Origin of the sequence: Citrobacter sp. RHBSTW-01044 (assembly GCF_013781945.1) — a bacterium.
GTDB classification, from domain to species: Bacteria; Pseudomonadota; Gammaproteobacteria; order Enterobacterales; family Enterobacteriaceae; genus Citrobacter; species Citrobacter braakii.
In genome coordinates this window covers 2,878,520-2,898,820 of record NZ_CP056180.1, presented here as the reverse complement: position 1 = coordinate 2,898,820, position 20,301 = coordinate 2,878,520, and the positions used below count along the sequence as shown (strand labels likewise).

Genomic DNA, 20,301 nt, shown 5'->3' with positions numbered 1-20,301 from the left:
AAGTGAGGGTGACTGCATGGATAAACTACTTGAGCGTTTTTTACACTACGTGTCGCTGGACACCCAATCAAAATCGGGCGTGCGGCAGGTACCCAGCACCGAAGGACAGTGGAAGTTATTACAACTGCTCAAACAACAGCTCGAAGAGATGGGGCTGATTAACATTTCACTGAGCGAAAAGGGGACGCTGATGGCCACGTTGCCCGCTAACGTTGCTGGCAATATTCCCGCGATCGGCTTTATTTCCCATGTGGATACCTCACCGGATTTCAGCGGTAAAAACGTTAATCCGCAAATCGTTGAAAACTATCGCGGCGGCGATATTGCGTTAGGCATTGGTGATGAAGTTCTGTCGCCGGTGATGTTCCCGGTGCTGCATCAACTTCTGGGTCAGACGCTGATCACCACAGACGGTAAAACGCTGCTGGGCGCGGATGATAAAGCAGGCGTGGCGGAAATCATGACCGCGCTGGCGGTGCTCATCCAAAAAGATATTCCGCACGGTGATATCCGCGTGGCCTTTACGCCGGACGAAGAGGTAGGTAAAGGGGCGAAGCATTTTGACGTTGCGGCATTTGATGCGCAGTGGGCCTATACCGTTGACGGCGGTGGCGTGGGAGAGCTGGAATTTGAAAACTTCAACGCTGCGTCGGTTAATATCAAAATTGTCGGCAACAATGTCCATCCCGGTACCGCAAAAGGGGTGATGGTGAATGCGCTGTCGCTGGCTGCTCGTATTCATGCTGAGGTTCCGGCAGACGAAAGCCCGGAAACGACGGAAGGCTACGAAGGCTTTTATCATCTGGCGAGCATGAAAGGGACGGTCGATCGGGCGGATATGCACTACATCATCCGTGATTTTGACCGCAAGCAGTTTGAAGCGCGCAAACGCAAGATCATGGAGATCGCCAAAAAGGTCGGCAAAGGGTTACACCCGGATTGCTATATCGAACTGGTGATTGAAGACAGCTACTACAATATGCGCGAAAAAGTGATTGAGCATCCGCACGTGCTGGATATCGCTCAGAAGGCGATGCGCGATTGCGATATTGAGCCGGTGCTGAAACCTATTCGTGGCGGCACCGACGGCGCGCAGCTGTCGTTTATGGGGTTACCGTGTCCGAATCTGTTCACCGGAGGCTACAACTATCATGGTAAACATGAGTTTGTAACTTTGGAAGGAATGGAAAAAGCGGTGCGGGTGATTGTACGTATTGCGGAATTAACCGCAAAGCAGCTGTAAATTTATCGATAGATGCCGGATAGCGCTTTGCTTTTCCGGCCTACAGTATTTCACTCCAAAAGGCCTGATAGGACGCGCTAGCGTCGCATCAGGCACCGTTCGTATTATCCTTCGAAGAACCAGTATCCGCTGTTAACCAGTGCGGCAAGCATGGCAAGGAAAGACGGATCTTCCAGCGCATCCTCAAAGTTCTCGGCCGTCAGAACAATATGGCTGGCAAGCGCTTCCAGGGCAGGGCGATGCGGGGAATCAATTTTCTCACCGTTGGCGTAGACGTCATCGCCGATGCGCAATACGCGCAATCCGCCCAGACGCACTAACACATCCCCTTGCTTCAGGGCATCGTAAATTTCGTCTGGCTGATACGGCGGCTCCGGTGGAGCAATATCCAGCTCATGACGAGACTGAGATATAAACTCGCCAAACCACTGCTGGAAATGTTCCGGCTGATTAATCAGTCCGAGCATCATTTCACGCAGCTTGTCCATTTCCTGCGGCAGAACGTCAGCCGGATGATCGCGCGGCGGCAGGTCAGGATCGCTGTAATACGTGCTGCCCAGCTCACGTTGCAAAACGTAATCGGCGAACCCGCTGATCAGTTCGCGAGTATTCGGCGCGCGGAAACCGACCGAATAGTTCATGGCGTTTTCCAGCGCATAGCCTTCGTGCGGGAATCCTGGTGGAATGTACAGGATATCGCCGGGTTCCAGCTCTTCATCGATGATGGCTTCAAACGGGGCGACCTGCAGCAGGTCCGGGTGAGGACAGTGCTGCTTCAACTGCAGTTTTTCGCCCACGCGCCAGCGACGTCGCCCGGTTCCCTGAATGATAAACACATCGTACTGATCAAGATGTGGGCCAACGCCGCCGCCGGGTACTGAGAAGGAGATCATCAGATCGTCAATCCGCCAGTCCGGCAGTTCGCGAAACGGACGCATCAGCGCGGCGGTTGGCTCATGCCAGTGATTGACCGCCTGTACCAGCAGCGACCAGTTGTTCTCGCCGAGATGATCATAGCTTTCGAACGGACCGTGGCTAACCTGCCATTTACCGTCCTGGTGGCTGACGAGTCGGCTGTCGACTTCGCTTTCCATTGCCAGTCCAGCCAGTTCGTCAGGAGAGAGTGGATCAATAAAGTTGTTAAACCCGCGTTTTAAGACCACCGGGCGTTTCTGCCAGTGGCGTTCAAGAAAATCGGGCCAGTTAAGTGTGAGTTGGTATTCCATAATGAGCATCCCGCAGGCTGGTATATGCAACCGATTATAACGGATACTTAACCGCAAGCGGGAAATCAGTACATATTTATTACATGCGGCGATTACTCGTCTTTTTGCCCCGGCTGCTGGCGGCCAAAAATAACTTCCATGCGCGCGCCACCCAGCAGGCTATCGCCTGCAATAATCTGCCCGTCATACTGTTCGGTGATTTCTCGCGCCACCGCCAGTCCAACGCCTTGCCCTGGTCGTAACGTATCGACACGTTGTCCACGGTCAAACACCACTTCCCGTTTGCTTTGCGGAATACCTGGACCATCATCTTCAACCAGAATGTGTAGCTGATCTTCGGACAGATGCGCTGAAATCTCGACAAACTCCAGACAATATTTACATGCGTTATCCAGCACGTTGCCCATCACTTCGACAAAATCGTTCTGTTCGCCCACAAAACTGATTTCGGGTGAGATATCGAGATTTATGTTCACGCCTTTACGCTGATACACCTTATTTAGCGCCGAGGTGAGTTTATCCAGCAACGGCGCGACCGGATGCAGTTCGCGGCTAAGCAGCACGCTGCTACCACGCATGCTGGCGCGATGCAGGTAATAGCCAATCTGCTGGGAAATACGGCTGATTTGTTCCAGCATGATGGGTTCCGCGTCGCTTACGTTCATTTTTTCATTACGCATCGAGCGGAGCGTACTCTGTAATACCGCCAGCGGTGTTTTCAGGCTATGGGTGAGGTCTGTTAACGTCGTACGGTATTTGTCGTAGCGCTCGCGTTCGCTTTTTAAAAGTCGATTAAGATTGCGGACCAGGCTGGTCAGTTCGCGCGTGGTGGCGGGGTTTAGCATCTCTCGATGATGTTCCTCAAGCTCACGGACTTCACGCGCCAGCGATTCGATAGGCCGCAGACTCCACCAGGCGGCTACCCATAACAGCGGAATGACCAGCAACAGATTGGCGACCAGCACATAAATAAACCAACTCCAGACCATATACGAGCGCTTTAGCTCAATAGGAATGGTATCGACAACCACAATGGTCAACTGTGGCATTCTGGCAGTGGCGGGGTAGACGTTCACGGCGACCGAGTGGGTCATTTCGGCATCGTCGTCATCTTCTCTGACTTCTTTTAGCTGCTGCTGAGCGGAGTGATCTTCGCCCAGTAAGGTGCTGGTGGCATCTACATTGGCTTCAATCTCATGAAAACCGTTCGCTTTTAGCCATTCCGGTTGGATACTGTGCGTCAGCCAGGGAACATTGCGCTGCGCCCACAACAACTCACCGTCTTCGTTATAGATCAGCGACATTGTTGGGCTTTGCATATCGAGATTCTCAGGCAGCTCGACGTTTATCTTACCGTTCTCCCATTTTGCCAGGGTATAGAACAGGTTACTTTCACCCCGCAGCAGGCGGAACGTTGTTTTATCAAAGCTGACGCTGTAGCCCACCAGGGCAACCATGCCGTAGGCCAGCGAAAGCACCAATACCACGCCCGCGGTTGCCAGTAAAAAGCGCAACCGCAGTGATAACGGGAAAAAATGACGCAATAATTTATTCATTAGCGCAGTTCAAAAAGATATCCCTGGCCACGCACGGTGGTGATGACATCATCCGGGTATTGCGCCTGTATTTTTTTACGCAGACGCCCCATCAGAACATCAATGGTGTGGCTTTCACGCAGCTCGGCATCCGGGTAAAGCTGTAACATGAGCGAATCTTTACTGACCACTTTGCCGTTATTACGGATAAGTGTTTCCATAATGGTGTATTCGAACGCCGTGAGCTTGATAACTTCATCATTGACGGATAACTCGCGTCGAGAGAGGTCCACCTGGAAAGGAGGAAGAGAGATAATCTGCGATGCCAGACCGCTGTTGCGACGCATAAGTGCCTGCATGCGCGCAGCCACCTCTTCGATATGAAACGGTTTGGTGACGTAATCGTCGGCTCCGGCGCTGAGTACTTCCACCTTGTCCTGCCAGCCTTCACGCGCGGTTAACACCAGAATCGGCAACGAAACCTCATTGCTACGCCAACGGCGGATCAATGACAAACCGTCTTCATCGGGGAGTCCTAAATCAACGATCGCGATATCCGGCAGATGTTCATTCAGATAATAGTCCGCTTCCTTCGCATCTTCTGCATCATCCACCTGATGCCCTAAATCCTGTAACTGAACCTTGAGGTGGTGGCGTAATAAAGCATTATCCTCGACAACCAGTACGCGCATCATCGTTTCTCCCTAAAATAACGGTATAAATAGTTTAACGCTGATTATGTGGATTGGAAGCAGCGCTATGAAATTAAATAACTTTTCTCATGCTCCCCTGCCCGTGGGGGCGTCCTGGGGGCAATGCCGTTGGCATCTGATTGTTCAGCATGTTGACCTGATCCTGGTTCATGTCGCCAATCCACTTGGAGTAAACCTCGTACACCATTCGCGCATCTTCATGTCCCATCTGACTCGCTATGAATGACGGATTCGCTCCGGCCATCAACGTCCAGCATGCGTAGGTATGCCGTGACTGATAAGGATTCCTTTCGCGGATATTGGCAAGTTTAGTGCCTCGCTTCCAGCCATAGGCAATCGAGTTCTTGGAGAAGTAACTGCCTTTTTTTGACGAATATGCTGTCGGTGAAAAAACGAAGCGAAGAGATTGCTGCTCAGTTTTTCCGATCTCCCGATGGTGAAATCGAATTTCTTGCTTCGGATTAGCGCCGGTGACTTCGTATTGTTCCTTCAGTGCATCCAGAGCAGGTTTAAGCAACGTTATCGTCCTTATTCCGGCATCTGTCTTAGGGGGTACAAATACTCGCTTATTCGTCAAACTTCTGGATACGTGGATTTCACCTTTTACCAAATCAATGTCTTCCCATGCCAGGGCGCATATCTCGCCCGGCCTCATCCCCGTATGTACGGCAACAATGATGATTAATGCCTGGCTACGGGGAAGGGCGGCTATCAGTGCCTGGTACTCATGAAGTAAAAGTGGGTCGGGATCATTTTTAGATAACTTGAGTCGCGACACTCCTTCATAAGGAGCATGCAATATAAACTGGCTTCGGTTTGCGAGCTTAAGCATTTCTGATAAAACTGCCATCTGTTTATTGACTGTTGAGGGCGCGCGGCCCTGCCTGGCCAGATTCGGCATTGCCGGGTTAATAATTGTCCCGGTCAATAACTCCTTTCGGTAATGCAAAATATCGGCATGCTCAATATCTACCAGACGGGTATTTTCTCCGATTACACGCAGTAACGTATTTACGACCGAAGTAAGCGATAGCAGTGTTGCACCAGATACCTCTAAGGCTTTGGTGTCTGTAAAAAAATCACTCAGTTCTTTAAACGTGGTGATTTTTTTGGTTGTGATGAACTTCTTAAGCGCTTTGGATTCCGGGAAGCGTTCCGCATAGTCGAACTTACCGAGCTGTATTTCACTTGTGATGAGCGCGCGAAGATTTCCAGCTTTTTTGATGTTGCTGCTGTTCACCGTCCAGCCCCGAAGGACTTCGCGGCAACGTTTGCCGCGATAGGTAAATGTGATCCGTATTTTTCCATTATGCAGCTCAACGCCGGTTGGAAAGTCCATCATGCTTCCTGTACTAATTGGTTAATCTTTGGATAGTTGTACCAAAGCAGACCTTTCGAATTGTCAGTTTCCCCGAGAGCTGTCAGATGTTTGAAATGCACGCCTTCGATCCACAAATTCAACCGATAACTTTTAATTTGTCTTTCCGACAAGCCGGTCTTTTCTGTTAGTCGCGCTTCAACCATCCACTCTTCGCTGAAAATGAGTTGCGACATACATAACTCCGATGCCGCCAGCCACAACAGTACATGCTGCAGCTGGCTGTAAGTGAAAACCTAAAATCAGTTTTTTGTCAGGTGCTGCCAGATTGCAGATACGTATTTGACCTGATGCCGGGCGTCAGAAAGCGCATTGTGCATGTCGCCTTCAAACGGGATGTCGAAGCGCGGGTTGATACCGACAGATTTACCCAGTTCAACCATGGTCCTTACGTCCCTGTCATTCCAGAACGGAACAGCGAAGGGAGTTTCTGTTAATGCATATGCGCGGCGGAGAATGACGTTATCAAACGAGCATCCATTACCCCACAGCTGAACAGTGTGGCTACCGTTAGCAGCATTTTCAGCAATAAAGTCAGCCAGTAGTTCAAGGGTTTCACGCAGCCCCATGGCCTCATCAACCAGAATTGCAGAACGGGCTTCAGATGATTGTTTCAACCACCACTGAATTGTTGACGCATCCGGTTTCATGCCAAACGACATCGATGATTCAAGACTGACAACCTGGTAAAATTCGGCACCAGTGTTACCAGTTGAAGGCTCGAAAAATACAGCGCCGATAGAGACTATTGGTGCATCAGGACCGCTGCCCATAGTTTCCAAATCAACCATCAGGTGAGTATAAAAAGCGTTCAGGTGATCCGTATCTACATAGTGAACGGGTTCATTATTCAGGGAAGCTGGAGGCTCACCAGTTGCATCAGTGCTTTCAACTGGCAAAGCTGCTGCTTCGCCCTGAGGCACATCAGGATTGGCTTTGATTTCGCTGTTGTCAGTTTTTTCCATCTGCACATCGCTGGTGGTTTCCTCGGTATTGGCTTGATGTAATTTTTCTTCGACCGCGCGCTGGCGTACCTGGTCTACGACAGAAAGCGCTGGCGCCGGCTGGTTACCCATCAGGCCATCAATGGAGAAAACACCGTTGCCCATGTTGGCGATTTCTGGTTGCTCGGTTATTGCCTTCTGTTCAGCTGTGGACTTCTCTTTAATCTCGTTTTCCCAGCTTTTTTCTGGTACGTGACCGGCTGCCGCCAGAGTTTCTTCAGTTGGGTGCTGGTGGTCGGTTTCAGTCAGGTTTTTGTTGATGTAACGGCTCAGCAGTTCCGGGAAATGGTGAGTGTTTTCTTCTGCACTACGTATAAGCGCGAAAATAGCGGCGCGGGAATAATCCAGGATACCAGCGCGTTTGCGCAGGGCGGCGGACCACTCTTTGAAAGGGCTTTCGTTTTTAGAAATGATCTCTTTTGCACGACGGAAAACGCCACCAGGAATATCGTAGATGTTGAAATCCATTGGAAGTGTGGCCAGCGCAATATCAATGTCCAGAGTATCCAGCGTGTGGACAAGTTCCGGGTTGCGATCGGTCTTATTGCCTCCACCAGCGTTGGTTCCGGAGTCAGTGCGCTGAATCTGCGACACACGATTGCCCTTACACCACTCTTTAACCAGCAGCCCACGGTCAATGTGCTCAGTATTGAACCAGGCCTTAAAGAACTGAATGACGGTGACCAGTTCAACTCGTTTTCCATCAACCGGAAAAACGGTTTTCAGCGCGCTGACAATCTTCCAGATATCGATCTCTGGCGCCTTCCTGAATGGTTCTACATTCTCGGCGGCAAGCAGCAGGTTCTGCACATAGCTGTTATCCACATCCAGCTCGAGTTCTTGAATGGTTTTCTTCTGCTCAGTATCAATATGGTAAGCATATTCTTCAGAAATAAACTGAGCTAAGAGGCGCTGGCGTAGCGGCAGAGTCGCAACGGTAATAAGCTCTGGCGTTACAGGTGGAGTGGCATGTTCATCACCCGCAACTCCTGCTTTCTTTTGATTAACCCACTCCTGAACGGTAAGAGCTCGCTTTTCTGGTTCTTCAATCCATTCGGTAATAAATTGCTCAAATGAAGCAACGGTATAGACCTGCTCACGGTCGAAGACTTCTTTTACAGCGCTTGTCAGCTTCCACTCGACATGAGCAGAAAGCTCTTTCACCGCTGGCACATTCGAAACGGCCTGTAACAGGTTTTGTACATAGAGATCATTTTCGTTCAGTACCATTTGCCCGATCTGGATGTGCTGCGCTTCACTGATTTCCTTCTCTTCAGTGTCATTGACCAGGTGCGCAATCAGTCGCTGAGACAGGCGCAGGCGAGATATGGGGCGGAGCAATGCTGGTGCATCGCTGGTGGGGACATTGGCACTGGTAGTTTCAGGTGTTTGCTGGCCGGAAGTCTCCAGATTTTCATTAGCAGGCTTCTGTTTCGGTTGCCACGTCTGCTGGTCTTCTGCCAGTTCGTAACGATCGCACCATGTGTCATCAAGTGTGCTTTCCTCAGGAAGATCGTCAACAACAAACCAGTTGGTGCGGACAGGTAATTGATAGTCGGCGCCACGACCGACGGCAATATCGTTGTCTTCGAGAATATTGAGGATTTCGCGTTCTGCACGGGAATCTGATTTCGCAGAGAACCAGCAAAACAGGTTTTTTGCCTCAGTTGCTTTCGCTTTGGCTTTAATAAGATACGCATACGTTAACATTGCGTTCGGGCTCCATAGGATTGTAAGATACCCGGCAGCTGATGATCGCCGCCTAAGGTAGTGGTTATTGGTCAAAACTCGTTCCGGAAAGCTTTGGTCGGCTGACCGGGTACTTAACCCGCCTTGCGCGGGTTTTGTGCTTTATGGGGTAGGGGATTTTCCCTGTACCAGCTGTGCGACTGGGACCCACTCCAGAGCATTCAGCACGGGCTCAAATGAATCAGGCGTGTGAGTAACGGCCCGAACGACGTCAGCCACGCTGGGATTTGCTTTACTAAGGTGGTATCCGCCACCAGCACCACGCTGGCTGGTGACGATTTCACTGCTGCGCAGCTTCGAGAAAATCTGCTCGAGGTAAGACACAGACAGCTTTGATTCCTTGCTGATTGATGCGATGGAAACCGGACTGCCGTTGTAAATCTTGTTGAGGATGGCAACGGCCTGAACTGAAGCCACCACACGTTTCATTCCAAACTCCATAGTCACTTCCTTACTGATGCTGGCAACAGCCATTGGTCAAACTCGTTATGAACGAACTGCAGTCTGTTGGTCGGCAGACGGGTCGCCCTTCTGGGCGAGCATGTAGCAAATCAGTCGAATGATTACTTCAATGCGATTTAGATGTACGGCCTGACACCGCGCTGGTCTACGCGCAAAATCAATCATTTTGGTTTCCTTGTTTTACCGGTCATTTCTCCATTTCAGGCTCGGTGGTAAGCTGGTATTTCCCATCTAGCCAGCAAGGACATAAAAATGGCCGCTCGACCAATAAGTGTTTTTTGGTTCAAGAACCGCGCACAGTATGATTCCTGTAAAGAAGTTCTGACCGATTCGTGGGTATTACCTGATGACTATCGGGACTGGCTCATCCGTTTCAATCAAATGATTGAGCGTTACGAACGTAGCGGTATCCAAGTTATTAAAATAGAGATAGAGCCCAACGAGTTCTCCGTTTGGTGCCTCTCCAATGGCTGTGAAATAAGCACCAAGAGCTGCAACGATTTCGCTGTTTTCCATGGCAGTAGCTATGCGATCCGCGACAGAGAACTTGATAGGGGATATGACTAAGCAAACCTTGCCTCCAACTTTAGTTATTTCGATCCTCATAATGTTTCCCTCAACACTCTGTCCCTGTGTCCAGTAACAGTGATACAGGGCGGTTCTTCATTTAGCCTTATCGCTGGCAAGCGGAACGGTACTGACTGCTGCGCATTAATGTTCGCCATCTCATCCGGTGATTCGTATGCCGCCGGCAGCTACTTCGTGGGCGTCCTGCCTCGATGACTGTCTTTGTGTTGGAAATAGTATTATCGATTGAATCGATATATGTCAAATTAAATCGATATTAATGAGTGTGAACAGCTCACCGATTAGTTTATCGGATTGATTTCGCGTGCTTTATGAAGGGTGCAGGAGTGGAGGGGTTACTCGTTACTGGGGATTATCTTTCGTTTTTTTAGGTAAGCAGTGGCTACATCATCTAGCTCTTGCAGACGCAGTTCGATCAACTTAATTATCTTTTCTCTCTCATCGTCAGTGGGCAAAAGCTCAAATTGCTCCAGTAGCTTTTGTTCCTGGGCCGACTGAGGTTGACGTTTTTTTTCTGATGTTATGGCAGGAATAGTGTCAGCTTCAGTTTCTTCAAGAAAAAACCAATAGAGTGGATAGCCTGTAGCGGACTGTAGCCTATCTAGGATGTCAGCTCTTGGAAGTATATTAGAGTTACACCAGCCATTTACTGACTGGGCTTTTACTCCCAGTCTGCGTGCAAGTTCCGATTGAGATATTCCAAGATCATGGATGGCTTTTTGTAATCGCTTTCCGAAGTTCATATTCCTAGCCCGCTCAAAAACATACATCCGATTATACAGATTTTATCTGTAGCTCAACCTATCGATATAATTTGACGATATCGAAATAATTTGATTTACTCGTTTCACGTTCACTACTCGAGACAAATCAATGAAGCTCACAACACAAAAGAAAATGTTAGCTATATGCAGTCAGGCAGAACTGGGGCGCCGTCTAAATCGGCGAGCTCAAACAGTTAATGGATGGTTCAAGAAAAAGGTACCCGGCGAGCTTGTTGTTCGTGTATCCAAAGCTCTCAATTGGCAAATTACGCCACACGAGTTGCGACCGGACCTTTATCCAAACCCCACTGATGGTTTACCTCAAAAGGAGGCTTAATCATGCAATCAGCCACGTATCAACATCATAGCCAACGTTTAGCTATTCCGTTGAAAACGGAAAATCATTTTAAACCCCAGCGCCGTGACGGCATTCAGCACCGTGCCATATTGGCCGCCGTTCGTGAATGGGAATCGACATTACCAGGACAGGCACAGGAACGGATCACTCAGCTGGTGGCTGAAGAGTGGGCCAAAGCAGATGGACGGGGAATTGCTGTTAATAAACAGAATTTATTCCGATACCTGAAAAACGAGGGCGGTTCGGAAAAGTACACGGCTTACGTTATGCAACTGTCAGGTTCAATTATTGCTGCTATGCCAGTTCAGATTGCCAGAAAGCACGGATTAAGTAATGCGAGCACAGAAGCAGAGCTGGTGGCGAACGCTATCAAAGAATGCAGTGAGGCACACCATGCGAAATTAATTGGCGCGCCATTACAAAAGCTCGAGAAGGAAATTCGTGAGGCGGCAATCGCATTATTCAACATGTTACCTGCTGATGCGGCGGGACCACTACTGGCGAGCATAAGCGCCGTAGCGCCGCAATTGTTTTAATCGAGTTTTGACCAATGACCATTATTACTGCAACTCGCGGGGTGAAGTATGCCTAATCCTTTGGCTAAGGCCATGCCTAAGAGTAAGGCTAGTAACGAGCCTTACCGTAAGGTGAAGATCACCATGTGGGATGATCCTAAGTTTCGAGCCTTATCACCACTCCCGCCAAGTGGGCAGAGTCTGTTTATTTACCTGCTTACGGGTCCATTCACAGGGATTATTCCCGGGCTGTATAAGGCGGGAAGGGCGGCTATGGCCGAAGAATTAAACTGGGATGTCGAAGCCTTCGACTTAGCCTTAGGCGAAGCCATAGCGTTAGGTATGGTGGAAGCCGACCTTAAAGCCAGAGTTTTTTGGTTGCCTAACGCGGTGAAACATAACCCGCCAGCATCAGTGAACGTGATCAAATCATGGGCAAGATCGTTTGAATTACTGCCTGAATGTTCACTGAAAGATAAAGCATATGAAGCTCTCAAAGCCGCCTGCTACGGGGTTTCTGACGCTATGGGGACGGCTTTTGATAAGGCTTTCGCCTTGCCTAAGGATAAGGCTAAGTCTTTGGCTAAACCTTTGCCATCAGGTATCCAGAAAGCAGTAAGCAGTAAACAGATCTTAAACCCCTCTCTTAACGCGGGCGCGATGAAAAATCCGAATGGGGATGTACTGCCATCCCCGGCCATGCCCCGATACCTGGACGGTGTTGATGAACCGATCGGGAAATTCAGCATGACAGATAGCTGGCTTCCCTCCAGAGACTTCCGACAGCGCGCTGCATCGTGGGGTATCTCCCTGCCTGAACCAGATTACCTTCTGACTGAACTCGCAGAATTCACCGCGTATTGGGAGTCGGAAGGGAAAGTTTTTACACAAATCCAGTGGGAACAAAAATTTGCCCGACATGTAGCCCGGGTTAGAACGCAGGTAAAACCAGAAACCGGAGGTAACAGTCATGTGGGAGCAGGATCCGAACCAACAGCATCCCGGGCAGTTCAGCAAATTCAGTCAGCACACGCAGAGTGGCGCCGCAGGAATGGACTTGATGGCGACGGAAACAGCCTGGCGACTGTGGCAGGTCATGGGGGAGGTGTATTCGAACCGATGGACCCAGAAAAACGGGGCGGAGCCTTCGCCTATCTGGATAGCCCAGATAGGTTCGATGACTGAACCTCAAATTCGGCTGGTCTGTCAGCAGTGCATGGAGCGCTGCGCGATGGGAAATACATGGCCGCCTGACTTGGCTGAGTTTGTTTCTCTGGTTTCAGAGAGTGGGGCGAATCCATTCGGACTGACATCGGAGCAGGTTATGACGGAATACCGGCGCTGGCGCAATGAGTCATATCGGTATTCAGGAAGCGATAAATATCCATGGCCTCAGCCCGTGCTGTATCACATCTGCATCGAAATGCGCAGAACGGGCGTTGAACGACAAATGACAGAGGGGGAACTGAAACGACTGGCGGAAAAGTTACTTACGAAGTGGTCGAAGCATGTTGGTAACGGACTAAGTGTGCCACCAATTCGACGTCAACTGGCGGCGCCGCACCATCCGGCGGGACCAACGCCAGCGCAACTACTGATGGATGAATACAGGCGTCGAAAAGCGGCAGGGTTAACGAATTGAAGAATAAACAAATTGTAAACACGAAATGAAATTCACGTAACTATCATATTTGAATTTTCGAATATGATAGTTGACGGCACTCAACTATTGCAGGAAACTACGGAGAGAATTCAGGAGATTAAAATGGTTGAACTAACTTCTCTACAACTTTTCAAAAATCTCTCAGATGAAACCCGGTTGGGTATCGTGTTATTGCTTAGAGAGATGGGAGAGTTGTGCGTGTGCGATCTCTGCACTGCGCTGGAACAATCTCAGCCCAAGATCTCCCGCCATCTGGCGATGCTTCGGGAAAGTGGATTATTGCTGGATCGCAAGCAGGGGAAATGGGTTCATTACCGCTTATCCCCGCATATTCCTTCCTGGGCTGCTCAGATTATTGAGCAGGCCTGGTTAAGCCAACAGGACGACGTTCAGGCCATCGCCCGTAAGCTGGCTTCAGCCAACTGCTCTGGTAGCGGGAAGGCTGTCTGCATCTAAAAAATTTGCCTGAACATATATGTTTTTTCAAATGTGAGGTATTGAAATGAAAACGTTAACGGTATTTGACCCAGCGATGTGTTGCAGCACCGGAGTCTGCGGTACAGATGTTGATCAGGCTCTGGTCGATTTTTCTGCGGATGTACAATGGCTCAAACAACGTGGTGTACAAATTGAGCGTTTCAATCTCGCACAACAACCGATGAGCTTTGTACAGAACGAGAAGGTCAAAGCGTTTATAGAGGCTTCCGGGGCAGAAGGTTTGCCATTGTTGTTACTGGATGGCGAAACAGTGATGGCTGGGCGTTATCCGAAACGCGCTGAGCTGGCTCGCTGGTTTGGCATTCCACTGGAGAAAGTGGGATTAGCGCCAACAATCTGCTGTGGTGGTAATACTTCTTGTTGTTAAGTATGTCAGGAGGACATATGAACTTCTTACAGAATATCCCCCCTTATCTGTTTTTTACTGGTAAAGGAGGCGTTGGTAAAACCTCTATTTCATGCGCCACGGCGATCCGTCTGGCAGAACAGGGGAAACGGGTGCTGCTGGTCAGTACCGATCCGGCCTCAAACGTAGGTCAGGTGTTTGGACAGACGATTGGCAATACCATTCAGCCAGTAGCTTCTGTTCCAGGATTATCGGCTCTTGAGATTGATCCTCAGGCCGCTGCACAACAGTACCGGGCCAGAATCGTTGACCCCATTAAAGGCATCCTGCCTGATGACGTCGTTTCCAGCATCAACGAACAACTGTCGGGGGCATGCACAACAGAGATTGCGGCTTTTGATGAATTTACCGGATTACTGACAGATGCTTCTCTACTGACCCGGTTTGACCATATCATTTTTGATACCGCACCGACGGGTCATACCATTCGCCTTCTCCAGTTGCCAGGTGCCTGGAGTAGCTTTATTGATAGCAATCCCGAGGGTGCGTCCTGCCTCGGCCCGATGGCCGGTCTGGAAAAACAGCGTGAACAGTATGCCCAGGCTGTTGAAGCATTATCTGATCCAGCACGTACCCGACTGGTTCTGGTTGCTCGTCTGCAAAAATCCACGTTGCAGGAAGTTGCCCGGACTCATCTGGAGCTTGCCGCCATCGGTCTTAAAAATCAGTACCTGGTCATCAACGGCGTTCTGCCCAAAACTGAAGCAGCAAACGATACACTGGCTGCGGCAATATGGGACCGTGAACAGGAGGCGCTGTCCAATCTTCCCTCTGATCTTTCCGGTCTGCCAACTGACACGTTATTCCTCCAGCCGGTCAATATGGTCGGCGTGTCTGCACTCAGCGGACTTCTCTCCACTCAGCCTATAGAGGCGTCATTCTCTGAAGAATACATTCAACAGCGCCCTGACATTCCGTCACTTTCTGCGTTGGTCGATGATATTGCCCGTAATGAGCATGGCCTGATCATGCTGATGGGTAAAGGTGGTGTAGGGAAAACCACGATGGCGGCTGCCATTGCTGTCAGACTGGCCGAAATGGGATTTGATGTCCATCTGACAACATCTGATCCTGCAGCGCATCTCAGCACAACCCTCAACGGCAGCCTCAACAATCTGCAGGTCAGCAGGATCGATCCTCTCGAGGAAACTGAACGCTATCGTCAGCATGTTCTTGAGACGAAGGGAAAAGAACTGGACGATGCGGGAAAACGCCTGCTGGAAGAGGACTTACGCTCACCCTGCACCGAGGAAATTGCGGTATTCCAGGCCTTTTCACGGGTGATTCGCGAGGCGGGTAAGCGCTTCGTGGTGATGGATACGGCACCGACCGGACACACGCTCTTGCTGCTTGATGCCACCGGGGCATATCACCGCGAGATTGCCAGAAAAATGGGGGAAAAAGGCCATTTCACCACACCGATGATGCAACTGCAGGACCCGGAGCGAACCAAAGTGTTACTGGTCACGCTACCGGAAACCACGCCGGTACTTGAGGCGGCAAATTTACAGGCCGACCTTGAACGTGCAGGAATTCACCCCTGGGGCTGGATTATCAATAACAGCCTTTCCATCGCGGATACCCGTTCACCGCTGCTCCGCTTGCGAGCGCAGCAGGAACGTCCGCAGATCGAGAGCGTTAAAAATCTACATGCCAGCCGTGTAGCACTTGTACCCGTACTGGCGTCAGAACCAACCGGCATCGATAAACTCAAACAACTCGCGGGTTAGTTATTACCATCATTCGGGGCAGCATTGCTGCCCTTTCAGGAGGTTATATGTTACTGGCAGGAGCCATTTTTATCCTGACCATCATATTGGTTATCTGGCAGCCAAAGGGATTAGGGATTGGCTGGAGCGCCACGCTGGGGGCCGTACTGGCTCTGGCATCGGGTGTGATTCACATTGCTGATATTCCGGTGGTGTGGAATATCGTCTGGAACGCGACGGCAACATTTATCGCCGTTATTATCATCAGTCTGTTGCTTGATGAGTCAGGCTTTTTCGAATGGGCAGCGCTGCACGTTTCTCGCTGGGGGAACGGTCGTGGCCGCCTTCTGTTTACGTATATCGTTCTGCTCGGCGCGGCAGTCGCGGCACTGTTTGCCAACGATGGCGCGGCACTTATTCTGACGCCGATTGTTATCGCTATGCTCCTGGCGCTTGGCTTCAGTAAAAGCACCACACTTGCTTTCGTGATGGCCGCAGGGTTTATTGCCGATACCGCCAGCTTGCCGCTTATCGTATCGAACCTGGTCAATATCGTTTCGGCTGATTTCTTCAAACTGGGATTCACGGAATATGCCTCGGTAATGGTGCCGGTGGATATCGCCGCCATCGTCGCCACTCTGGTGATGCTGCATCTATTTTTCCGCAAAGATATCCCGCCCACTTATGATATTGCACGACTGAAAGAGCCCGCAAAAGCCATCAAAGATCTGGCAACATTCAGAACAGGTTGGATTGTATTAATTCTTTTATTAGTGGGCTTTTTTGTACTCGAACCACTGGGTATTCCGGTCAGTGCCATTGCAGCAGTAGGGGCAGCAATCCTGTTTGCTGTGGCAAAAAAAGGTCACGGCATTAACACCGGTAAAGTGTTGCGTGGGGCACCATGGCAGATCGTGATCTTCTCGCTGGGAATGTATCTGGTGGTCTATGGGCTGCGTAACGCAGGGCTGACAGAATATTTGTCTGACGTGCTGAACTTACTCGCAGATAAAGGCCTGTGGGCAGCCACGCTGGGAACGGGATTCCTGACCGCATTCCTCTCTTCTATCATGAATAACATGCCTACCGTATTGATTGGCGCATTGTCGATTGATGGCAGTACCGCGTCGGGCGTTATCAAAGAAGCAATGATTTATGCCAACGTCATTGGCTGCGATCTGGGGCCGAAAATTACCCCTATTGGTAGCCTGGCAACGCTGCTCTGGCTACACGTACTTTCACAGAAGAATATGACCATCACCTGGGGATACTATTTCCGCACCGGGATCGTCATGACTCTGCCTGTGCTGTTTGTAACGCTGGCCGCGCTGGCGCTACGTCTCTCTTTCACTTTGTAATGAGATACTGATATGAGCAACATCACCATTTATCACAACCCAGCCTGCGGCACATCGCGTAACACGCTGGAGATGATCCGCAACAGCGGTAATGAGCCGACCGTTATTCTTTACCTTGAGACTCCACCTTCACGCGATGAGCTGGTCAAACTCATTGCTGATATGGGCATTTCCGTCCGGGCGTTACTACGTAAGAACGTCGAGCCATATGAGGAACTGGGTCTTGCCGAAGATAAATTTACTGACGACCAGTTAATTAACTTTATGTTGCAGCATCCGATCCTGATTAATCGCCCCATCGTTGTAACACCGCTGGGAACCAAACTGTGCCGTCCTTCTGAAGTTGTTCTGGATATCCTTCCTGATGCTCAGAAAGGGGCTTTCGCCAAGGAAGATGGCGAGAAAGTCGTTGATGATGCAGGCAAAAAATTGAAATAAGCGACAGGAGAGCCGCCTGTTATTTAGGCGGCTCCTTTATCAAATAAAAACAATGGATTGCCTCGATTTAAATCTTTGGACTGTTGATGCAACATTCTTCGCGTAGAAAATCAATAATCGACTCTAACTTGTCATATTGAGAAACGCAGATTAAGGAGCGGCTTTCGCGATTTTGTTTGACCAGACCTACGGAAACAAGTGCGGATATATGATGACTCAGTGTTGAAGATGGAATCGCAAGTTGTTTTTGTAGATCACCTACAGGTAAACCTTGTTCACCGGCTTTAACAAGGTGTTTGAAAATAAACAAACGTGTTGGATGTCCTAATTCTTTCATAGCTTTAGCTACTTCTTCTAGTTGCATGGTACCTTCCTCATCTATTGATATTTCGATAATACCAGAAATATGTTGATCTAACCTCAATAATTCGATTATTCTAGAAATATGGTTTATAGGGGGTTTCATGAATAGCTGGATTTCTATGTTTACTAACGCGGCAGAGATGTTCTTGTTTCTTGCTGTCGAGTTGTCTGCGCTTTTTTTTCTGATTAGTGCGGGTGTTAGCCTTATCAGGCAAAAAATTCCGGACCAAAAGATTCAAAGAATGTTAGGGGCGAGAAAGGGGAGAGGTTACATACTTGCATCGCTGTTAGGAGCTGTAACACCGTTTTGCAGCTGCTCTACAATTCCCATGTTACGCGGACTGTTATCAGCAAAAGCAGGCTTCGGTCCAACACTTACATTCTTGTTTGTTTCACCTCTGCTCAACCCGATAATCATTGGTCTGATGTGGGTTACTTTTGGTTGGAAAGTTACCCTGCTATACGCTGTTATAGCTGCAACAGTTTCCGTACTGGCAAGTATTTTGTTAGATGTGCTTGGTTTTGACCGACATATTGTCGAAACATCAAAACCGCTGGCTAGCTGTTGTGGTGTTAGCAGTGGAAAAACTCCTGAAACTAAACTACAGAGTGTTTCAGCTTGCTGTTCTGTATCAAATCAACAGGACATAGGGGCTAATAGTTGTTCTAAACCACAAGAAACGTTTAAGAGTTTCTCAGCATTTCGGGGCACAAATTGTGAATTGAGCTGCGAGACGGGCCAAACAAATAAACAATTCTTCCCGAAAAGTGTAGTAAGAGAGCCTGGTGCGATACGACTGGCATTTCAGGATGCCTGGACTCAATTTAAAGATGTATTACCTTATCTGATGTTAGGTATTGTTATAGGGTCGTTTATCTACGGTTTTATACCTGCAGAGTGGATTGCTGCTCATGCTGGGAATGATAATCCGTTTGCGATTCCACTAAGTGCAATTATTGGAATACCGTTGTATATACGTGCTGAGGCAGTAATTCCGTTGGCATCAGTCTTGATGGATAAAGGCATGGGAACGGGAGCAGTAATGGCTCTGATTATTGGTAGCGCAGGAGCTAGTCTGACGGAAGTAATACTGCTTAAATCAATGTTCAAAACACCCTTGATTGCTGCATTCCTGACCGTTATTTTGGGCATGGCGATTATTATGGGATACCTGACACAGTTGTTATTTTGATTGGGAATGTTAGACAGAACCAGAAAAAGTTGCAGGGGGGCGAGCGTATGAAAGTTGTGCAATCAATCCCAATCAATACAGTTATCCAAATTTAAGGGCTTTGATATCTCCATACTTGCTATGGTGTTCAAACAACAAATCCGCATTGGATTGAACCCGCTTCGGCGGGTTTTTTTGCATCAAATTGATAGGCTAAGGTTAGCAATTTGTGCTCTTAAGTCATTGATCATTTCAATGTATCGGTGTACTGTACAAATATACAGTATATGCAGTGGAGGCTAATATGAAAGTTGAACTCACCATTGATCGTACTAAAGAACTTCCAAAGGGAGCAGTGCCGGCGCTGGAGAAAGAGTTACTTAAAAGGTTGGGTAATCAGTATGAGAACTGCAGCCTGAGCATACGTCGTACAGGCTCTGATGGCTTAAGTGTTCTTGGTGGTGACAAGGAAGATAAAAAGAAAATAGAGACTATCCTCCAGGAAACCTGGGAAAGTGCTGACGACTGGTTTTATTAATTATTTTGGGTGTTACTTTTATCCCGTTTGCATGGGGGAGTTTAAGTGAAAGAAAAATTAGGATTGCCCAAAAAAGGCTACGCAGTCATCAGATGTCACGATGGAGTCATCGTTGCCAGGCTGCAATCATTTCCTGAGTGTGAGCGCGCCCTGATGTACCGACGCGATAGCATGGTGTCATTTTTGCCTCTTCAGGATAATGAAATTATTGGTACACCTACGTTGTTTACTCAGATGCTGGAAAGGGCTGGTTATCGCGTTACCCAAAAATCTGTTACACTCCCGTCATAGGCCTGAACAACCTATACCTGCTGCGCCACAGGAGAAAAGCCCATGGCGCAAGATCAATTCAAGCAATCCCACATACTGACGTTAACTAACGCCAGCGATTTTCTTTTTGCCGCATCCAGAGGTGCGTTATGAAGAAAAGCTGGTTTCAACATACTCAACTCACCACTGAGCAGGCTGATGAACTGGAAGCCCGCTATCGCGCAAAGCAGATTAAGACAGAGCGTAGTCTGGATAATGACTTCATTCACTGGACGATCAGCGCGTTCTTGCCAGAAGCATCTAAGCCTCCGCGTCAGGAGAGAACCTGGCAACAACGGATCTGGAGGTGAA

24 protein-coding genes and 1 pseudogene are annotated in these 20,301 nt (G+C 49.1%); 15 read left to right on the top strand and 10 right to left on the bottom strand.

Annotated features, from left to right (window positions below):
* Positions 1-16: 16 nt before the first annotated feature.
* Positions 17-1,243: a peptidase T gene (pepT, locus tag HV352_RS14180; RefSeq protein WP_080858658.1), complete on the top strand. Its 1,227-nt coding sequence runs from the start codon at positions 17-19 to the stop codon at positions 1,241-1,243.
* Positions 1,244-1,347: 104 nt separating this feature from the next.
* Here the strand turns inward: pepT and roxA are convergent, their stop codons facing one another.
* The 8 genes and pseudogenes from roxA to HV352_RS23720 all read right to left on the bottom strand — a co-directional run.
* Positions 1,348-2,469, bottom strand: a complete 1,122-nt coding sequence (gene roxA / locus HV352_RS14175) for a [50S ribosomal protein L16]-arginine 3-hydroxylase (RefSeq protein WP_016152697.1) — start codon at positions 2,467-2,469, stop codon at positions 1,348-1,350.
* Between the two features lie 92 nt (positions 2,470-2,561).
* The gene (gene phoQ, locus HV352_RS14170; protein ID WP_046274777.1) at positions 2,562-4,025 is read right to left on the bottom strand and encodes a two-component system sensor histidine kinase PhoQ; all 1,464 of its coding nucleotides are present in this window, start codon (positions 4,023-4,025) and stop codon (positions 2,562-2,564) included.
* Positions 4,025-4,696 carry a two-component system response regulator PhoP gene (gene phoP / locus HV352_RS14165; RefSeq protein ID WP_003846709.1) on the bottom strand — a complete coding sequence of 224 codons (672 nt, stop codon included), beginning with the start codon at positions 4,694-4,696 and terminating at the stop codon, positions 4,025-4,027. Before phoP ends, phoQ begins: the two co-directional genes overlap by 1 nt.
* A 73-nt stretch (positions 4,697-4,769) precedes the next feature.
* Positions 4,770-6,056, bottom strand: coding sequence for a site-specific integrase (locus HV352_RS14160; RefSeq protein ID WP_057064235.1), 1,287 nt, complete (start codon positions 6,054-6,056; stop codon positions 4,770-4,772).
* Positions 6,056-6,271 carry an excisionase family protein gene (xisR, locus tag HV352_RS14155; RefSeq protein ID WP_003832298.1) on the bottom strand — a complete coding sequence of 72 codons (216 nt, stop codon included), beginning with the start codon at positions 6,269-6,271 and terminating at the stop codon, positions 6,056-6,058. The genes HV352_RS14160 and xisR overlap by 1 nt, the downstream gene beginning before the upstream one ends.
* Before the next feature lie 66 nt (positions 6,272-6,337).
* Complete coding sequence (locus tag HV352_RS14150; RefSeq protein ID WP_181635478.1) at positions 6,338-8,809, bottom strand: exonuclease; 2,472 nt, start codon at positions 8,807-8,809, stop codon at positions 6,338-6,340.
* Positions 8,810-8,950: 141 nt separating this feature from the next.
* A complete protein-coding gene (locus tag HV352_RS14145) occupies positions 8,951-9,289 on the bottom strand; it encodes an Rrf2 family transcriptional regulator (RefSeq protein ID WP_249415444.1) in 339 nt (112 codons plus the stop codon).
* A 45-nt stretch (positions 9,290-9,334) separates the two neighbouring features.
* Positions 9,335-9,478 (bottom strand): annotated as a pseudogene (locus HV352_RS23720) (hypothetical protein); the annotation flags it as partial.
* 84 nt (positions 9,479-9,562) lie between these two features.
* Between HV352_RS23720 and HV352_RS14140 the strand changes: the two are divergent.
* Positions 9,563-9,877 carry a hypothetical protein gene (locus tag HV352_RS14140; protein ID WP_071681809.1) on the top strand — a complete coding sequence of 105 codons (315 nt, stop codon included), beginning with the start codon at positions 9,563-9,565 and terminating at the stop codon, positions 9,875-9,877.
* 356 nt (positions 9,878-10,233) lie between these two features.
* Here the strand turns inward: HV352_RS14140 and HV352_RS14135 are convergent, their stop codons facing one another.
* Positions 10,234-10,641 (bottom strand): helix-turn-helix domain-containing protein, encoded by a 408-nt coding sequence (locus tag HV352_RS14135; protein WP_167394269.1) that lies wholly within the window; start codon positions 10,639-10,641, stop codon positions 10,234-10,236.
* A gap of 130 nt (positions 10,642-10,771) precedes the next feature.
* Here HV352_RS14135 and HV352_RS14130 point away from each other — a divergent pair, with 130 nt between their 5' ends.
* The 9 genes from HV352_RS14130 to arsC all read left to right on the top strand — a co-directional run bounded on the left by HV352_RS14130 (position 10,772) and on the right by arsC (position 17,607).
* Positions 10,772-10,999, top strand: a complete 228-nt coding sequence (locus HV352_RS14130; protein ID WP_047357952.1) for a YdaS family helix-turn-helix protein — start codon at positions 10,772-10,774, stop codon at positions 10,997-10,999.
* 2 nt (positions 11,000-11,001) lie between these two features.
* A complete protein-coding gene (locus tag HV352_RS14125) occupies positions 11,002-11,556 on the top strand; it encodes a toxin YdaT family protein (protein WP_181633803.1) in 555 nt (184 codons plus the stop codon).
* 252 nt (positions 11,557-11,808) lie between these two features.
* A complete protein-coding gene (locus HV352_RS23715; protein WP_048236453.1) occupies positions 11,809-12,720 on the top strand; it encodes a DnaT-like ssDNA-binding domain-containing protein in 912 nt (303 codons plus the stop codon).
* A complete protein-coding gene (locus HV352_RS14120) occupies positions 12,632-13,177 on the top strand; it encodes a replication protein P (protein WP_135912879.1) in 546 nt (181 codons plus the stop codon). Before HV352_RS23715 ends, HV352_RS14120 begins: the two co-directional genes overlap by 89 nt.
* A gap of 123 nt (positions 13,178-13,300) precedes the next feature.
* A complete protein-coding gene (gene arsR, locus HV352_RS14115) occupies positions 13,301-13,654 on the top strand; it encodes an As(III)-sensing metalloregulatory transcriptional repressor ArsR (RefSeq protein WP_044711237.1) in 354 nt (117 codons plus the stop codon).
* A gap of 46 nt (positions 13,655-13,700) precedes the next feature.
* Positions 13,701-14,063: an arsenite efflux transporter metallochaperone ArsD gene (gene arsD, locus HV352_RS14110; protein ID WP_044711234.1), complete on the top strand. Its 363-nt coding sequence runs from the start codon at positions 13,701-13,703 to the stop codon at positions 14,061-14,063.
* A gap of 17 nt (positions 14,064-14,080) precedes the next feature.
* Positions 14,081-15,832 carry an arsenite efflux transporter ATPase subunit ArsA gene (gene arsA / locus HV352_RS14105; RefSeq protein ID WP_048235610.1) on the top strand — a complete coding sequence of 584 codons (1,752 nt, stop codon included), beginning with the start codon at positions 14,081-14,083 and terminating at the stop codon, positions 15,830-15,832.
* Positions 15,833-15,879: 47 nt separating this feature from the next.
* Complete coding sequence (gene arsB, locus HV352_RS14100) at positions 15,880-17,169, top strand: arsenite efflux transporter membrane subunit ArsB (RefSeq protein WP_044711231.1); 1,290 nt, start codon at positions 15,880-15,882, stop codon at positions 17,167-17,169.
* A 12-nt stretch (positions 17,170-17,181) separates the two neighbouring features.
* Positions 17,182-17,607: a glutaredoxin-dependent arsenate reductase gene (arsC, locus tag HV352_RS14095; RefSeq protein WP_038641366.1), complete on the top strand. Its 426-nt coding sequence runs from the start codon at positions 17,182-17,184 to the stop codon at positions 17,605-17,607.
* Between the two features lie 67 nt (positions 17,608-17,674).
* Here arsC and HV352_RS14090 read toward each other — a convergent pair whose 3' ends face one another.
* The gene (locus HV352_RS14090) at positions 17,675-17,971 is read right to left on the bottom strand and encodes a metalloregulator ArsR/SmtB family transcription factor (RefSeq protein WP_038641364.1); all 297 of its coding nucleotides are present in this window, start codon (positions 17,969-17,971) and stop codon (positions 17,675-17,677) included.
* 100 nt (positions 17,972-18,071) lie between these two features.
* Here HV352_RS14090 and HV352_RS14085 point away from each other — a divergent pair, with 100 nt between their 5' ends.
* The 4 genes from HV352_RS14085 to HV352_RS14070 all read left to right on the top strand — a co-directional run bounded on the left by HV352_RS14085 (position 18,072) and on the right by HV352_RS14070 (position 20,300).
* Entirely contained in the window at positions 18,072-19,163 is a 1,092-nt protein-coding gene (locus HV352_RS14085; RefSeq protein ID WP_044700597.1) for a permease, read from the top strand.
* Between the two features lie 283 nt (positions 19,164-19,446).
* Complete coding sequence (locus HV352_RS14080) at positions 19,447-19,680, top strand: DinI family protein (RefSeq protein ID WP_044700595.1); 234 nt, start codon at positions 19,447-19,449, stop codon at positions 19,678-19,680.
* A gap of 45 nt (positions 19,681-19,725) precedes the next feature.
* Positions 19,726-19,971, top strand: coding sequence for a hypothetical protein (locus HV352_RS14075; protein WP_049268782.1), 246 nt, complete (start codon positions 19,726-19,728; stop codon positions 19,969-19,971).
* 128 nt (positions 19,972-20,099) lie between these two features.
* Entirely contained in the window at positions 20,100-20,300 is a 201-nt protein-coding gene (locus HV352_RS14070) for a hypothetical protein (RefSeq protein ID WP_003832333.1), read from the top strand.
* Position 20,301: the final 1 nt, after the last annotated feature.

Excerpts from the sequence above, each read along its gene's own strand:
- HV352_RS14150 (WP_181635478.1), bottom strand. The coding sequence starts at position 8,809 with ATGTTAACGTATGCGTATCTTATTAAAGCCAAAGCGAAAGCAACTGAG.
- HV352_RS14120 (WP_135912879.1), top strand. The coding sequence starts at position 12,632 with ATGGGGGAGGTGTATTCGAACCGATGGACCCAGAAAAACGGGGCGGAG.
- HV352_RS14085 (WP_044700597.1), top strand. The coding sequence starts at position 18,072 with ATGAATAGCTGGATTTCTATGTTTACTAACGCGGCAGAGATGTTCTTG.
- arsR (WP_044711237.1), top strand. The coding sequence starts at position 13,301 with ATGGTTGAACTAACTTCTCTACAACTTTTCAAAAATCTCTCAGATGAA.
- arsA (WP_048235610.1), top strand. The coding sequence starts at position 14,081 with ATGAACTTCTTACAGAATATCCCCCCTTATCTGTTTTTTACTGGTAAA.
- phoQ (WP_046274777.1), bottom strand. The coding sequence starts at position 4,025 with ATGAATAAATTATTGCGTCATTTTTTCCCGTTATCACTGCGGTTGCGC.
- HV352_RS14135 (WP_167394269.1), bottom strand. The coding sequence starts at position 10,641 with ATGAACTTCGGAAAGCGATTACAAAAAGCCATCCATGATCTTGGAATA.
- HV352_RS23715 (WP_048236453.1), top strand. The coding sequence starts at position 11,809 with ATGGCCGAAGAATTAAACTGGGATGTCGAAGCCTTCGACTTAGCCTTA.
- xisR (WP_003832298.1), bottom strand. The coding sequence starts at position 6,271 with ATGTCGCAACTCATTTTCAGCGAAGAGTGGATGGTTGAAGCGCGACTA.
- roxA (WP_016152697.1), bottom strand. The coding sequence starts at position 2,469 with ATGGAATACCAACTCACACTTAACTGGCCCGATTTTCTTGAACGCCAC.
- HV352_RS14140 (WP_071681809.1), top strand. The coding sequence starts at position 9,563 with ATGGCCGCTCGACCAATAAGTGTTTTTTGGTTCAAGAACCGCGCACAG.
- HV352_RS14130 (WP_047357952.1), top strand. The coding sequence starts at position 10,772 with ATGAAGCTCACAACACAAAAGAAAATGTTAGCTATATGCAGTCAGGCA.
- HV352_RS14070 (WP_003832333.1), top strand. The coding sequence starts at position 20,100 with ATGAAGAAAAGCTGGTTTCAACATACTCAACTCACCACTGAGCAGGCT.
- arsD (WP_044711234.1), top strand. The coding sequence starts at position 13,701 with ATGAAAACGTTAACGGTATTTGACCCAGCGATGTGTTGCAGCACCGGA.
- arsC (WP_038641366.1), top strand. The coding sequence starts at position 17,182 with ATGAGCAACATCACCATTTATCACAACCCAGCCTGCGGCACATCGCGT.
- arsB (WP_044711231.1), top strand. The coding sequence starts at position 15,880 with ATGTTACTGGCAGGAGCCATTTTTATCCTGACCATCATATTGGTTATC.
- pepT (WP_080858658.1), top strand. The coding sequence starts at position 17 with ATGGATAAACTACTTGAGCGTTTTTTACACTACGTGTCGCTGGACACC.
- phoP (WP_003846709.1), bottom strand. The coding sequence starts at position 4,696 with ATGCGCGTACTGGTTGTCGAGGATAATGCTTTATTACGCCACCACCTC.
- HV352_RS14160 (WP_057064235.1), bottom strand. The coding sequence starts at position 6,056 with ATGGACTTTCCAACCGGCGTTGAGCTGCATAATGGAAAAATACGGATC.
- HV352_RS14145 (WP_249415444.1), bottom strand. The coding sequence starts at position 9,289 with ATGGAGTTTGGAATGAAACGTGTGGTGGCTTCAGTTCAGGCCGTTGCC.
- HV352_RS14125 (WP_181633803.1), top strand. The coding sequence starts at position 11,002 with ATGCAATCAGCCACGTATCAACATCATAGCCAACGTTTAGCTATTCCG.
- HV352_RS14090 (WP_038641364.1), bottom strand. The coding sequence starts at position 17,971 with ATGCAACTAGAAGAAGTAGCTAAAGCTATGAAAGAATTAGGACATCCA.
- HV352_RS14080 (WP_044700595.1), top strand. The coding sequence starts at position 19,447 with ATGAAAGTTGAACTCACCATTGATCGTACTAAAGAACTTCCAAAGGGA.